Origin of the sequence: Microbacterium sp. K41 (assembly GCF_004794395.1) — a bacterium.
GTDB lineage: Bacteria > Actinomycetota > Actinomycetes > Actinomycetales > Microbacteriaceae > Microbacterium > Microbacterium sufflavum.
Genome location: NZ_SSDO01000420.1, coordinates 26,197 through 39,665 on the forward strand (window position 1 = coordinate 26,197; position 13,469 = coordinate 39,665).

Here is a 13,469-nt window from a genome sequence, read left to right on the forward strand (position 1 = left end):
CTATGTGACGCGGGTGGGCAGGCGGTCCTTTACGGTCGAAGCGTAGACGTCTTCGTACTCCTGCTGACCCAGTCGCTGCAGCGCCACCATGATCTCGTCGGTGACGGAGCGCAGGATGTAGCGGTCGTTCTCCATGCCCGCGTAGCGAGAGAAGTCGAGGGGCTCGCCGATCACGATCCCGACCCGCATGATGCGGGGAATGCGTCGACCGATCGGCATCGCGGTGTCGGTGTCGACCATGATCACGGGGACCACGGGGACCTTCGCCTCGAGCGCCATCCGGGCGATGCCGGTGCGTCCGCGGTAGAGCTTGCCGTCGGGGCTGCGCGTCCCCTCCGGATAGATGCCGAGCAGCTCGCCGCCGCCGAGCACCTGCAGTCCCGTGTTGAGCGAAGCCTCCGAGGCCTTGCCGCCCGAGCGGTCGATGGGCAGCTGTCCTGTCGCCTTCATGAAGAACTTCGTCGACCAGCCCTTGAGGCCGCGACCGGTGAAGTAGTCGCTCTTGGCGAGGAACGACATCGGCCGATCGATCACGAGGGGAAGGAAGATGGAGTCGGCGAACGAGAGGTGATTGCTGGCGAGGATCGCCGCACCGCTCGCGGGCACGTTCTTCCGGCCCACGATCCAGGGGCGGAACACCGCCTTGACCACGGGGCCGATCACGACGTACTTCATCAGCCAGTAGAACATCGAGGTGAAGTCTAGCGCCGCTCCGGTGTCCGCCCCAGCCCCGCTCGCACAGGCCGTGCGCGACTCAGTTTCACCCTGAGCGCGACCGGGTGCCATGCCCTAGACTCGGACCAACGCCCGTGCCCGACCGGTACCGAAGGAGCTGCCGTGGTCCAGTTTGAAGTCCCCGCGATCGTCCCCGCCGATCCCGACGCGAACGTCGCCGACCTTCTCGCGGAGCGCGTGCGCGCCACGCCCGACCGCCCCCTCTTCTCCGTCCCCCAGGGCGACGGGTGGCGCGACATCTCCGCCGCCGACTTCCAGACCGCGGTCATCGCCCTGGCGAAGGGCTTCGCGGCCGCCGGCATCCAGCCCGGCGAGAAGGTCGGCTTCCTCGCCAGGACGACCTACGAGTGGACGCTGGTCGACTTCGCCCTGTTCTACGCGGGCGCGGTGATGGTCCCCATCTACGAGACCAGCTCCCCCTCCCAGATCCAGTGGATCCTGGAGGACTCCGGTGCGATCGCGCTCATCGTCGAGTCTCCCGAGCACTTCGCGCGCGTGGACGAGGTGCGCAGCGACCTCCCCCTGCTGCGCGAGGTCTGGCAGCTGCACCTCGGCGCGATCGACACCCTCACCGCGCAGGGAGCGTCCGTCTCCGACGAGGAGATCGACCGCCGCCGCACCCTCGCCGTCGCCTCGGACATCGCCACCCTCATCTACACCTCCGGCTCGACCGGGCGCCCCAAGGGGTGTGTGCTCACCCACAGCAACTTCGTCGAGCTGTCCCGCAACGCCGCGAAGGCGCTCGACGAGGTCGTGCAGACGCCCGGCTCCTCCACGCTGCTGTTCATCACCACCGCGCACGTGTTCGCACGCTTCATCTCGATCCTCAACATCCACGCCGGCGTGCGCACGGGTCATCAGCCGGACACGCGCCAGCTGCTGCCGGCACTCGGCTCGTTCAAGCCCACGTTCCTCCTCGCCGTCCCGCGCGTGTTCGAGAAGGTCTACAACTCGGCGGAGCAGAAGGCCGAAGCGGGCGGCAAGGGCAAGATCTTCCGCGCAGCCGCCGACGTCGCGATCGAGCACTCGCGCCTCCTCGAAGAGGGCAAGAAGATCCCGTTCGGCATGAAGCTCAAGTTCGCGCTCTTCAACAAGCTGGTCTACAGCAAGCTGCGCGAGGCCATGGGCGGCAACGTGGTCTACGCGGTGTCGGGCTCGGCTCCCCTCGGCGCCCGCCTCGGCCACTTCTTCCACAGCCTCGGCGTCGTCATCCTCGAGGGCTACGGCCTCACCGAGACCACGGCACCGGCCACCGTGAACCTCGCGGACAAGTCCAAGATCGGCACCGTCGGCCCCGCCCTTCCCGGCGTCGGCATCCGGCTTGCGGACGACGGCGAGATCGAGGTCCGCGGCATCAACGTCTTCAAGGAGTACTGGAACAACCCGGAGGCCACCGCCGAAGCCTTCAGCGAGGGCGGCTGGTTCCACACCGGCGACATCGGCAGCTTCGACTCCGAGGGCTTCCTCACCATCACCGGCCGGAAGAAGGAGATCATCGTCACCGCCGGCGGCAAGAACGTCGCACCCGCCGCACTCGAGGATCCCATCCGCGCGAACCCGATCGTCGGCCAGGTGGTCGTCGTCGGCGATCAGCGCCCGTTCATCTCCGCGCTCGTGACCCTCGACCCCGAGATGCTGCCCACCTGGCTCGCCAACAACGGACTGGACGAGAAGATGTCGCTCGCCGACGCCTCCACCAACCCGGCGGTGCGCGCCGAGGTGCAGCGCGCGGTGGACGCGGCCAACCAGCGGGTCTCGCGGGCCGAGTCGATCCGCAAGTTCACGATCCTCGACTCGGAGTGGACGGAGGCCTCCGGCCACCTCACCCCGAAGCTCTCCATCAAGCGCAACGTCATCATGAACGACTTCGCCGACGAGATCTCCGCGATCTACGACGAGCCGGTCGCCACCACCAACGTCGCCATCGGCGGCTGAGCGGCACCTCAGTCGCAGAAGGGCCCCGCCGCGGCGGGGCCCTTCTTCATGCGGCTAGAACCAGGAGCTCTCGCGCACCTGCCGCATCGCGACCTTGCGCGTCTCCGGGTCGAGCCGGGTGAGGAAGAGCTTGCCGTCGAGGTGGTCCGTCTCGTGCTGGAGCGCCTGGGCCAACAGCCCTTCGCCCTCGAGCACCACAGGCTGCCCGTCGAGATCGATGCCCTCGACCCTGGCCCACGGATGGCGCTGCGCGTCGTGCCATAAGCCCGGCACGGACAGGCACCCCTCCCCCGTGGGCTGGGGTTCCCCGCGGACCTCGGTCAGCACAGGATTGAGGACGTAGCCGATGTCGCCGTCGATGTTGTAGCTGAACGCCCGGACGGCGACGCCGATCTGGTTCGCGGCCACACCGGCCCGTCCGGGGAGCGCGACCGTGTCGACGAGGTCGGCCACCAGGGCGCGGACGCCGTCGTCGATCTCATCGATCGGAGCGCACACCGTTCGCAGGACCGGGTCGCCGAAGATGCGGATCTCGCGGACGGCCATCAGGCGGCCTTCGCCCGCAGGCCCTCGACGAGCAGGGCGGCGAGCTCCCGCGCGGCCGTGCGGGTCTCCGGCTGCAGGTTCGCGAACACGATGCTCCCTCCGCCCGCGATCTGCGGGTCGTACGGGACCCGCACCACGCTGCGCACCCGGGTGGCGAAGTGGGCCTGCAGCTCGTTGAGGCGCACGAGCGGGCTGCCCGGCGTGGACTGGTTGAGCACCACGATCGCGTTGCGCGCCTGCTCGGTGTAGCCGTTGGTCTCCAGCCACGTGAGCGTCTCGGACGCGAGGCGTGCCTCGTCGACGCTGAGACCCGACACGATCACGAGCTGATCGGCGAGATCGAGCGTGGCCGACATCACCGAGTGCACGATGCCGGTACCGGTGTCGGTGAGGACGAGCGAGTAGTAGTGCGCGGCGACCGCGGCGACATCGCGGTAGTCGGTGTCGCTGAAGGCCTCGGCCACGTGCGGGTCGGCGTCGGACGCGAGCACGTCGAGCCTGGTCGCGTCACGAGCCACGATCGCGGAGATGTCGTGGTAGCCGCGCACCTCGTCACGGATACGCACGAGATCGCGCACGGACTTGCCGTGCTGCGGACGGACGACCCGGTCGGCGAGGGTGCCGCGATCCGGGTTCGCGTCCACCGCGATCACGCGGTCCTCGCGGGCATCGGCGAGAGCCATGCCGAGAAGCGCGGTGATGGTGGTCTTGCCCACGCCGCCCTTGCGGGACAGCACGGGGATGAAGCGCGCACCGCCCGTCAGCGGCGCGCCGATGCGCGCCGTGAGCGCCTTGCGTTCGCGGGCCCGTCGGCTGTCACCGATGTTGATCCGCCGACCGGACACCGTATGGAGGAAGTGGCTCCAGCCGCCCTCCGGCTCGGGCTTGGTGACGTGGTGCGGGTCGAGCAGACGGTCGGCCGTCAGCAGATCGGCGGACTCACGCGCGGACTCGCTGAGCTCCCCGAGGCGCTTCGAGGCGAGGGTGACCTCGGCGGCGGGTGCGGGCTGCACCGGCGACGGGGTGACGGATCGGCTGTCGGACGTGGACATCCGTGGCTCCTTCCGGGGCGATGGACCTGGCGAGACGGAGGACGGGGAGGTAGCAGCCCCCGCATCCGCACCAGCCTTCGCGAGGAAGCGGGCGGCGGCCGCCTCCTCCTCGGCGTGCGGGGACGAGACGTCGTCCGAGCCGGGCTCGTCACCCGCGGACGAGTCGTCGAGCACGATCACCTCCCGCACCGCATCGGTCTCGGACCCGGCGGGTCGCTGAGCCCCCTCGTCGATCGCGGCTTTCACGATCGGCTTCTCCGGCGCCGGGGCGGGCGGCGGCGTATCGGACGACACCGGCGACGCCGCCGTCGCCTCTTCCACCGGCGGAGTCACGGGCGTCGAGCTGATCGTGATCGCCGCAGCGGCGATCGGAACAGGGGCGCCCTCGACCGCGACGTCGTCGATGATGAGGTCGCCCACCACCTCGCCGTCCACGACACCGTCATCGACGAGGTCGTCGTCCTCCTCGATCGGCAGCGTCACCCGCACCTGGGCGGTCCCGCCGAGGATGCCGATGCCCGCCGTGTCGATCGACCCGGTGTCGTCCAGCACCCCCAGCGGATTCTCGTCAGGGTCGCCTGTCTTCTTCGTGGTCACGTGTCACTCCAAGCCTGTGCGGGGCCTCGGGTGCGCAACGCAGTGCGCGGCCTCGCCCGCACAAGATTAGTGCGACGGACGGATGACGACCAAAAGATCACCCGCGTCGACCTGCTGGGTCTCGGCGATGGCAAGCCGCTCGATCACGCCGTCGACGGGGGCGGTGATGGCCGCCTCCATCTTCATCGCCTCGATCGATGCCACCGGTTCCCCGGCCCTGACGGCCGCACCGACCTCGACCTTGAGCGTGACCACTCCGGAGAACGGCGCCGCGACCTGACCGGGGACGGACGTGTCGGCCTTCTCCACCTCGTGCGCGTCGACCGCCACGGAGCGGTCGCGGACGAACACCGGACGGAGCTGACCGTTCAGCGTCGTCATCACGGTGCGCATGCCTCTGTCGTCGGCATCGCCGATCGCCTCGAGCCCGACGTACAGCTGCACACCGCGGTCGATCTCGATCAGGTGCTCCTGCCCGGGAACGAGCCCGTACAGGTAGTCGCTCGTGTCGAGCACGGACAGATCGCCGAACAGCTCGCGGCGCTCACGGAATTCGGCGGTCGGCGCCGGGAACAGCAGCGTGTTCAGTCGTGAACGGCGCTGCTCGCTCGATCCGGCGAGATCCGCCTCGTCCTCGGCGGTGAGGGCCGTCAGCCCCGCACGCACCGATCGCCCGGCGAGCACCTTGGAACGGAACGGCTCGGGCCACCCGCCCGGCAGGTCACCGAGCTCGCCTGCCATGAAGCCGACGACGGAGTCCGGCACGTCGTACTTCTCCGGGTTCGCTTCGAAGTCGGCGGGATCGGCCTTCACCGCGGCGAGATGCAGAGCGAGATCTCCGACGACCTTCGAGGAGGGGGTCACCTTCGGCACGCGTCCGAGGATCCGGTCGGCGGCGGCGTACATGTCCTCGATGAGCTCGAAGTCGTCCGCCAGTCCCAGAGCCTTCGCCTGCTGTCGCAGGTTCGACAGCTGACCGCCCGGGATCTCGTGGTGGTAGACCCGCCCCGTGGGTCCCGGCAGCCCGGACTCGAACGGCGCATACTGCCGCCGCACGGCCTCCCAGTACGGCTCGAGATCGGAGACCGCCGCGAGCGACAGCCCGCTGTCGCGCTCGGTGTGCGCGAGCGCGGCCACCAGCGACGACAGCGACGGCTGGCTCGTGGTTCCCGACAGCGGTGCGGAAGCCGCATCGACCGCATCGACGCCCGCCGCGCTGGCCGCGAGGAGCGTCGCCAGCTGCCCGCCCGGGGTGTCGTGGGTGTGCAGGTGCACGGGGAGGTCGAAACGATCGCGCAGCGCCGTCACGAGCTTCGCCGCGGCCGCCGGTCGCAGCAGGCCCGCCATGTCCTTGATCGCGAGGATGTGGGCACCCGCGGCGACGATCTGATCCGCCAGGCCGAGGTAGTAGTCGAGGGTGTAGAGCTCCTCCGCCGGGTCGAGCAGGTCGCCGGTGTAGCACAGCGCGACCTCCGCGACGGCCGTGCCCGTGCTGCGCACCGCCTCGATCGCCGGACGCATCTGCTCGACGTCGTTCAGGGCGTCGAAGATGCGGAAGATGTCGACGCCGCTCGCCGCCGCCTCCGCCACGAACGCCTGTGTCACCGCGGTCGGGTACGGGGTGTAGCCGACCGTGTTGCGTCCTCGCAACAGCATCTGGATCGCCACGTTGGGCAGGGCGGCACGCAGCTTGTCGAGGCGCTCCCACGGGTCTTCGCCGAGGAACCGCAGCGCGACGTCGTAGGTCGCACCGCCCCAGGCCTCGACCGACAGCAGCTCGGGCGTGAGCCGGGCGAGGTAGGGCGCCGCGGCGACGAGGTCCTTCGTGCGCACCCGGGTGGCCAGCAGCGACTGGTGCGCGTCACGGAAGGTGGTGTCGGTGATCGCGAGCGCCGTCTGTGCACGGAGGCTGCGGGCGAACCCCTCGGGGCCGAGGTCGAGCAGACGCTGTCTCGACCCGGACGGCGGCGTCGCGGCGAGGTCGATCACGGGGAGCTTCGTCACCGGGTCGACGACCCCGGGATGCGCGCCGTGCGGCTTGTTGACCGTGACGTCGACGAGCCAGTTGAGGATCTTGGTGCCACGGTCCTTCGACACGCGTCCGCGCAGGAGCTCGGGGCGCTCGTCGATGAAGGAGGTACTGACGTCGCCACGAACGAACGCGGCGTCGTCGAGCAGCGCCTGCAGGAACGGGATGTTGGTCGACACCCCGCGGATGCGGAACTCCGCGAGCGCGCGACGGGCACGGGCCACCGCCGCGGGGAAGTCGCGGCCGCGGCAGGTGAGCTTCGCCAGCATCGAGTCGAAGTGCGGGCTGATCTGCGCGCCCTGGTGCACGGTTCCCCCGTCGAGCCGGATCCCCGCACCACCGGGCGAACGGTAGGTGGTGATCTTCCCGGTGTCGGGACGGAAGCCCTGCGTCGGGTCCTCCGTCGTGATGCGGCACTGGAGCGCCGCACCGCGCAGGTGCAGGTTCTCCTGTTGCAGACCGAGCTCGGCCAGGGTCTGGCCGGCGGCGATGCGCAGCTGGCTCTGCACGAGGTCGACGTCGGTGACCTCCTCCGTCACGGTGTGCTCGACCTGGATGCGCGGGTTCATCTCGATGAACACGACCTCCCCGGCCCGCTCCCCCGCGGTCTCCAGAAGGAACTCCACCGTGCCGGCGTTCTCATAGCCGATCGAGCGTGCGAAGGCCACGGCGTACCCGTGCAGAGCGTGCCGGACGTCGTCGTCGAGGTTCGGCGCGGGGGCGATCTCGACGACCTTCTGATGGCGTCGCTGCACCGAGCAGTCGCGCTCGAACAGATGCACGGTCTCGCCCGTCTTGTCCGCCAGGATCTGCACCTCGATGTGGCGTGGCCGCACGACGGCCTGCTCCAGGAACATGCGGGGGTCGCCGAAGGCGCTGCCGGCCTCACGCATCGCCTCGGCCAGCGCCGGAGCGAGGTCGCCCAGGGTCTCGACGCGCCGCATGCCACGACCGCCGCCACCCGCGACCGCCTTGGCGAACAGCGGGAACCCGATGTCCTCCGCTTGCGCCACCAGGGCGTCGACATCGTCGGAGGCCTCGGTCGATCGGAGCACCGGCACCCCGGCCTCGATCGCGTGGCGCTTGGCCTCGACCTTGTTGCCCGCCATCTCCAGGACCTTCGCGGGCGGCCCGATGAAGACGATGCCGTTCGCGGCAGCCTTCTCCGCCAGCTCCGGGTTCTCGGACAGGAAGCCGTAGCCGGGGTAGATCGCGTCGGCGCCCGACTCGCGGGCGACGCGGATGATCTCGTCGACGTCCAGGTAGGCGCGGACGGGGTGGCCGCGTTCACCGATCTCGTACGCCTCGTCGGCCTTCAGCCGGTGCACCGAACCGCGATCTTCATGGGGGAAGACCGCGACGGTGCGGGCCCCGACCTCCACTGCCGCTCGGAATGCCCGGATCGCGATCTCGCCGCGATTCGCCACAAGGATCTTCTGGAACATGCACACCTCTGAGAGCTCGATGCGCGGCGTCGACGCACACGCATGGGCGGGGCTGAGTGTTCCCCCAGCCTAGGGGAAGGTAACGTGGTGTCCGTGCACGTACTCAGCGTCAGCTCTCTCAAGGGGGGCGTCGGCAAGACGACCGTGACACTCGGGCTGGCCTCCGCGGCTTTCGCTCGGGGCGTCCGGACGCTCGTCGTCGACCTCGATCCGCAGTCCGACGTCTCCACCGGGATGGACATCCAGGTCGCCGGGCGACTCAACGTCGCCGACGTCCTGGCCAACCCTAAGGAGAAGACCGTCCGTCAGGCGATCACCTCCAGCGGCTGGGCCAAGGTCCACCCCGGGACCATCGACGTGCTGATCGGCAGCCCGTCCGCCATCAACTTCGACGGACCGCACCCGAGCGTCCGCGACGTCTGGAAGCTCGAGGAGGCGCTGGCGGCCGTGGAGGCCGACTACGACCTCGTGCTCATCGACTGCGCCCCGTCGCTGAACGCGCTGACCCGCACCGCATGGGCGGCGAGCGACCGCGTGATGGTGGTGACCGAGCCCGGGCTCTTCTCCGTGGCGGCGGCCGACCGCGCGCTGCGCGCCATCGAAGAGATCCGTCGCGGCCTGTCGCCTCGCCTCCAGCCGCTCGGCATCGTGGTGAACCGCGTGCGCCCGCAGTCCATCGAGCACCAGTTCCGCATCAAGGAGCTGCGCGACATGTTCGGTCCCCTCGTGCTCTCCCCCCAGCTGCCCGAGCGCACGTCGCTGCAGCAGGCGCAGGGCGCGGCGAAGCCGCTGCACATCTGGCCGGGCGACTCCGCACAGGAGCTTGCGGCCGACTTCGATCAGCTGCTCGACCGCATCATCCGCACCGGACGGATCCCCGTCCCGGAGAGCGGTCCGCAGAGCTGACACACGCACGAACGACGAAACGGCCATCCTCTTCGAGGGTGGCCGTTCTTCGTTGGCGTGCGGGGCGCCGCTCAGGCGGTGCGCTTCGCCCGGCGGGCCGACAGTTCGTCGACGGGGTCCGGTACGGTCGGGTCGAATGCGACGAGTGTCGACTCCACCTCGCGGAGCACCTTGCCGACGGCGATGCCGAACACGCCCTGCCCGCGACTGACCAGGTCGATGACCTCGTCGTTGGACGTGCAGAGGTAGACCGAGGCGCCGTCGCTCATGAGGGTGGTTCCCGCGAGGTCGCGGATACCGGCCCGGCGCAGCTCCTCCACCGCGGTGCGGATCTGCTGCAGGGAGATGCCGGTGTCGAGCAGGCTCTTGACGAGCTTGAGGACGAGGATGTCACGGAAGCCGTACAGACGCTGCGATCCGGAGCCACTGGCGCCACGGACGGTGGGCACGACGAGCTCGGTGCGGGCCCAGTAGTCGAGCTGGCGATACGTGATGCCGGCGGCGCGAGCGGCCACGGCGCCGCGGTAGCCGACCTCGTCGTCCATGGCCGGGAGACCGTCGGTGAAGAGGAGTTCGGTCACGAACCGCGGGTCGCCTGCGAGCTCATCCGCATTCATCTGAAATCCTCCCTGGAACGGTTATCTCCACGGTAGAGCAGTGCCCCGGCACCGGCAACGACATCCGCGCGGGGCCGAAGGTGTGTCGCAATCAGTTCGTTACGAAAGGATGCGCGACAGCGCGTCCTTCACGAACAGTGCCCGCACGTCGTCGATCCGTGACGCGAGCTCCGGAGCCAGTTCGCTCGCTCGCGCGCGCGACGGCGCGTCGGTGCGTCGGAGCAGTGTCGACAGTGCCGACTCGATCAGCGACACCTCCCGCTCCGCCCCTTGGCGCAGCGAACGCAGGTGACGCGGCTCGATGCCGTGCCGGTCGAGCGCCACGAGTCCCCGCAGGAGCGCCACCGTGTTCTCCGGATAGGTCTCCTGCGCGGTGATGACGCCGGTGCTGATGGCGTCGTTGAGCAGCTGCGGGCCGGCGCCGGCGGCAGCGAGGAGCTCATCGCGGCGGTAGCGACGCGGCGCGGGTGAGATCGACGGCGGCGGCACGAGGGCAGCGGCATCGCCGGTCGCCTCGGCCTGATCGAGCTGCTCGCGGATCACGCTCAGTGGAAGGTAGTGGTCGCGCTGGAGCGTGAGCCCGAGGCGCAGCCGCTCGATGTCGGCGGTGGAGAACTTGCGGTACCCCGACTCGGTGCGCGACGGGCGCACGATGCCCTGCACCTCGAGGAACCGCAGCTTGCTGGAGGTCAGGTCGGGGAACTCCGGCGTGAGGCGAGCGAGCACCTGACCGATACTCAGCAGGCCCGCGGACGACGAGCGTTCGCGGGCGGAAGTCGCCGCCATCAGGCGTTCGCCGCCGGACGATCGAGGGGCGAGGCGAAGAAGTTCAGCCGGAACTTGCCGACACGGAGCTCGGCACCGTCGGTGAGCGTGCTGCGGTCGACGCGCTCCCCGTTCACGTAGGTGCCGTTGAGCGACCGCTGGTCGATGATCTCGAACGCGGCGCCGTTGCGCGTGATCTCCGCGTGCCGACGAGACACGGTCACGTCATCGAAGAAGATGTCGGCCTCGGGGTGGCGGCCGACGGTGGTCACGTCGGTGTCGAGCAGGTAGCGTGCCCCGGCCAGGGCGCCCGAACGGACCAGCAGCAAAGCCGAGCCGGAGGGCAGCGCCGAGATGGCCGACTGCTCGACATCTGTCAACTCCACGCCGAACGGCACGAACGACAGGTCGGAGTCGTGTCCGAACGTCTGCGTCACATCGTGCTTCTGGTCGCCGGAGCGATGGATGGCGGCTTCACCGGCCGGTCGGCTGTCGCTGTCTGTCACTGTGCCCTCCTGACTGTCCAGACTAACGGATGCCGCAGGCCCCCGGGGAGGTCGCTTTCGCACTCAGCCGTCGCATACCGGTGATTCATAGGGTGGAGGGGTGAAGACCAAAGCCCTGCGCCACCCGGCCACCCCGATCGCCCTCGCCGCGGCCCTCCTCGCCGCCTTCCTCGTGCTCTTCTCCCCCCTCTCCGCCTCGGCACACGACGCCCTGGTGTCGTCGTCGCCCGCAGCGGACTCCTCGGTCGAGACGGTTCCCTCGGAGCTCTCCCTCACCTTCAGCGCGAAGCTGATCGACGGCGAGGGCGCGACCGAGGTGGTCGTGACCGACCCCTCCGGCGCGACGGTCACCGAAGGGCCGGCGACCGTGGACGGCGCGATCGTCACGCAGCCGCTCAGCGGCAGCGGCCCCGCCGGCGCCTATCACGTGGTGTGGAAGGTCGTGTCCAGCGACGGTCACCCCACCTCCGGCGAGTTCTCCTTCACGGTCGCCGCCGGCGACGAGGCAGCGACCGACACGCCGACCACCGCCCCCGCGACCACCGCTCCCGCCACCACGGCCCCGACCGACCAGACCCCGACGCCCGCATCCCCCGCTCCGACGGCACCCGACGACGCGGGCGCATCGGCGTGGATCTGGGTGCTCGTGGTCCTCGCCGTCCTGATCGTGATCGGCGTCGCCGTGTGGCTGACGATGCGCCGTCGCGGCGGCACCGCTCCGTCCGATTCCGACGCCCCCACCGAGCGATAGGCTTAAGGCATGCCACACTACGACGTCGTCATCCTTGGTGCAGGTCCTGGCGGATACGTCGCTGCGGTTCGCAGCGCACAGCTCGGCCTGTCCACCGCGATCATCGAGGAGAAGTACTGGGGTGGTGTGTGCCTCAACGTCGGCTGCATCCCCTCCAAGGCGCTCCTGAAGAACGCGGAGCTCGCGCACACTCTGAAGCACAAGGCCGACTTCTTCGGCATCTCCGGCGACTTCACCATCGACTACGGCAAGGCGTTCGACCGCAGCCGCGTCGTGGCCGACGGGCGCGTCAAGGGCATCCACTTCCTCATGAAGAAGAACAAGGTGACCGAGTACGACGGGCGCGGCACGTTCACCGGCCCGAAGGCCATCTCGGTGGCCAAGGCCGACGGCACGACCGAAGAGGTCACGTTCGACAACGCGATCATCGCGACGGGCTCCAAGGTGCGTCTGCTTCCGGGCGTGCAGCTGAGCGACAACGTGGTGACGTACGAGGAGCAGATCCTCTCCCGTGAGCTGCCGAAGTCCATCGTGATCGTCGGCGCCGGCGCGATCGGCATGGAGTTCGCCTACGTGATGACGAACTACGGCGTGAAGGTCACGATCATCGAGTTCCTCGACCGTGCGCTCCCCAACGAGGACGCCGATGTGTCGAAGGAGATCACGAAGCAGTACAAGAACTACGGCGTCGACATCCTCACCTCCACCAAGGTCGAGTCGGTCGTCGACAACGGCTCGTCCGTCACCGTGTCGTACACGGGCAAGGATGGCCAGCAGAGCTCGATCGAGGCCGACAAGGTGCTCATGTCGGTCGGGTTCGCCCCGAACGTCGAGGGCTTCGGGCTCGAGAACACGGGCGTGAAGCTCACCGAGCGCGGCGCGATCGACATCGACGACCACATGCGCACCAACGTCGAGGGCATCTACGCCATCGGCGACGTGACGGCCAAGCTGCAGCTCGCCCACGTGGCCGAGGCGCAGGGCGTGGTCGCGGCCGAGACCATCGGCGGCGCGGAGACGATGACCCTGGGCGACTACCGGATGATGCCGCGCGCGACGTTCTGCTCGCCGCAGGTCGCGTCGTTCGGGCTCACCGAGCAGCAGGCGAAGGACGAGGGGCGCGAGATCAAGGTCGCGACGTTCCCGTTCATGGCCAACGGCAAGGCGCACGGCCTCGGCGAGCCGGTCGGCTTCGTCAAGCTCGTCGCCGACGCCGAGCACCTCGAGCTCATCGGTGCGCACATGATCGGCCCCGACGTGTCGGAGCTGCTGCCCGAGCTCACGCTCGCCCAGAAGTGGGACCTCACGGCGCTCGAGCTGGCACGCAACGTGCACACGCACCCGACGCTGTCGGAGGCCCTGCAGGAGGGCTTCCACGGCCTCGCCGGCCACATGATCAACTTCTGATCGCACGCACACGAAGGCCCGGTCCGCTCTCACGGACCGGGCCTTCGTGCGTCAGAGACCGTGCATCGTGAGGAGGCCGGTCGTCCATGCGCGCAGCGCCGGTGAGCCGAGCGTGCGGACCAGGGACTCCCGGCCTGCGACGACCGGCACCGGCGCGGGGGCGCCCATCGCCATGAAG

11 protein-coding genes are annotated in these 13,469 nt (G+C 69.4%); 4 read left to right on the forward strand and 7 right to left on the reverse strand.

What is annotated here, in order from left to right; genetic code table 11:
• Positions 1-690, reverse strand: coding sequence for a lysophospholipid acyltransferase family protein (locus DW309_RS13235; RefSeq protein WP_136037280.1), 690 nt, complete (start codon positions 688-690; stop codon positions 1-3).
• A 147-nt stretch (positions 691-837) separates the two neighbouring features.
• Between DW309_RS13235 and DW309_RS13240 the strand changes: the two genes are divergently transcribed.
• Positions 838-2,670: an AMP-dependent synthetase/ligase gene (locus DW309_RS13240; protein ID WP_136045637.1), complete on the forward strand. Its 1,833-nt coding sequence runs from the start codon at positions 838-840 to the stop codon at positions 2,668-2,670.
• A 54-nt stretch (positions 2,671-2,724) separates the two neighbouring features.
• Here DW309_RS13240 and def read toward each other — a convergent pair whose 3' ends face one another.
• The 3 genes from def to DW309_RS13255 all read right to left on the reverse strand — a co-directional run bounded on the left by def (position 2,725) and on the right by DW309_RS13255 (position 8,339).
• On the reverse strand, positions 2,725-3,216 hold the full coding sequence (gene def, locus DW309_RS13245; protein ID WP_136045638.1) for a peptide deformylase: 492 nt from the start codon (positions 3,214-3,216) through the stop codon (positions 2,725-2,727).
• A complete protein-coding gene (locus DW309_RS20055; protein WP_240753217.1) occupies positions 3,216-4,865 on the reverse strand; it encodes a MinD/ParA family ATP-binding protein in 1,650 nt (549 codons plus the stop codon). Before DW309_RS20055 ends, def begins: the two co-directional genes overlap by 1 nt.
• A 66-nt stretch (positions 4,866-4,931) precedes the next feature.
• Positions 4,932-8,339 (reverse strand): pyruvate carboxylase, encoded by a 3,408-nt coding sequence (locus tag DW309_RS13255; protein WP_136031285.1) that lies wholly within the window; start codon positions 8,337-8,339, stop codon positions 4,932-4,934.
• A gap of 93 nt (positions 8,340-8,432) precedes the next feature.
• Here DW309_RS13255 and DW309_RS13260 point away from each other — a divergent pair, with 93 nt between their 5' ends.
• Positions 8,433-9,245, forward strand: a complete 813-nt coding sequence (locus DW309_RS13260) for a ParA family protein (RefSeq protein ID WP_136031283.1) — start codon at positions 8,433-8,435, stop codon at positions 9,243-9,245.
• A gap of 71 nt (positions 9,246-9,316) precedes the next feature.
• Here DW309_RS13260 and DW309_RS13265 read toward each other — a convergent pair whose 3' ends face one another.
• The 3 genes from DW309_RS13265 to DW309_RS13275 form a co-directional block, all read right to left on the reverse strand.
• Positions 9,317-9,862, reverse strand: coding sequence for a MerR family transcriptional regulator (locus DW309_RS13265; RefSeq protein WP_136045639.1), 546 nt, complete (start codon positions 9,860-9,862; stop codon positions 9,317-9,319).
• Between the two features lie 99 nt (positions 9,863-9,961).
• Positions 9,962-10,648 carry a transcriptional regulator FtsR gene (gene ftsR / locus DW309_RS13270; RefSeq protein ID WP_136031278.1) on the reverse strand — a complete coding sequence of 229 codons (687 nt, stop codon included), beginning with the start codon at positions 10,646-10,648 and terminating at the stop codon, positions 9,962-9,964.
• The gene (locus DW309_RS13275; RefSeq protein ID WP_136031276.1) at positions 10,648-11,133 is read right to left on the reverse strand and encodes an FHA domain-containing protein; all 486 of its coding nucleotides are present in this window, start codon (positions 11,131-11,133) and stop codon (positions 10,648-10,650) included. The genes ftsR and DW309_RS13275 overlap by 1 nt, the downstream gene beginning before the upstream one ends.
• Positions 11,134-11,233: 100 nt before the next feature.
• Here DW309_RS13275 and DW309_RS13280 point away from each other — a divergent pair, with 100 nt between their 5' ends.
• Together DW309_RS13280 and lpdA are read left to right on the forward strand one after the other, a co-directional pair.
• A complete protein-coding gene (locus tag DW309_RS13280; protein WP_136045640.1) occupies positions 11,234-11,884 on the forward strand; it encodes a copper resistance CopC family protein in 651 nt (216 codons plus the stop codon).
• Positions 11,885-11,893: 9 nt separating this feature from the next.
• Entirely contained in the window at positions 11,894-13,291 is a 1,398-nt protein-coding gene (gene lpdA, locus DW309_RS13285) for a dihydrolipoyl dehydrogenase (protein ID WP_136045641.1), read from the forward strand.
• The last annotated feature ends 178 nt before the right edge of the window (positions 13,292-13,469 follow it).

Excerpts from the sequence above, each read along its gene's own strand:
- DW309_RS13235 (WP_136037280.1), bottom strand. The coding sequence starts at position 690 with ATGTTCTACTGGCTGATGAAGTACGTCGTGATCGGCCCCGTGGTCAAG.
- def (WP_136045638.1), bottom strand. The coding sequence starts at position 3,216 with ATGGCCGTCCGCGAGATCCGCATCTTCGGCGACCCGGTCCTGCGAACG.
- DW309_RS13255 (WP_136031285.1), bottom strand. The coding sequence starts at position 8,339 with ATGTTCCAGAAGATCCTTGTGGCGAATCGCGGCGAGATCGCGATCCGG.
- DW309_RS13265 (WP_136045639.1), bottom strand. The coding sequence starts at position 9,862 with ATGAATGCGGATGAGCTCGCAGGCGACCCGCGGTTCGTGACCGAACTC.
- ftsR (WP_136031278.1), bottom strand. The coding sequence starts at position 10,648 with ATGGCGGCGACTTCCGCCCGCGAACGCTCGTCGTCCGCGGGCCTGCTG.
- lpdA (WP_136045641.1), top strand. The coding sequence starts at position 11,894 with ATGCCACACTACGACGTCGTCATCCTTGGTGCAGGTCCTGGCGGATAC.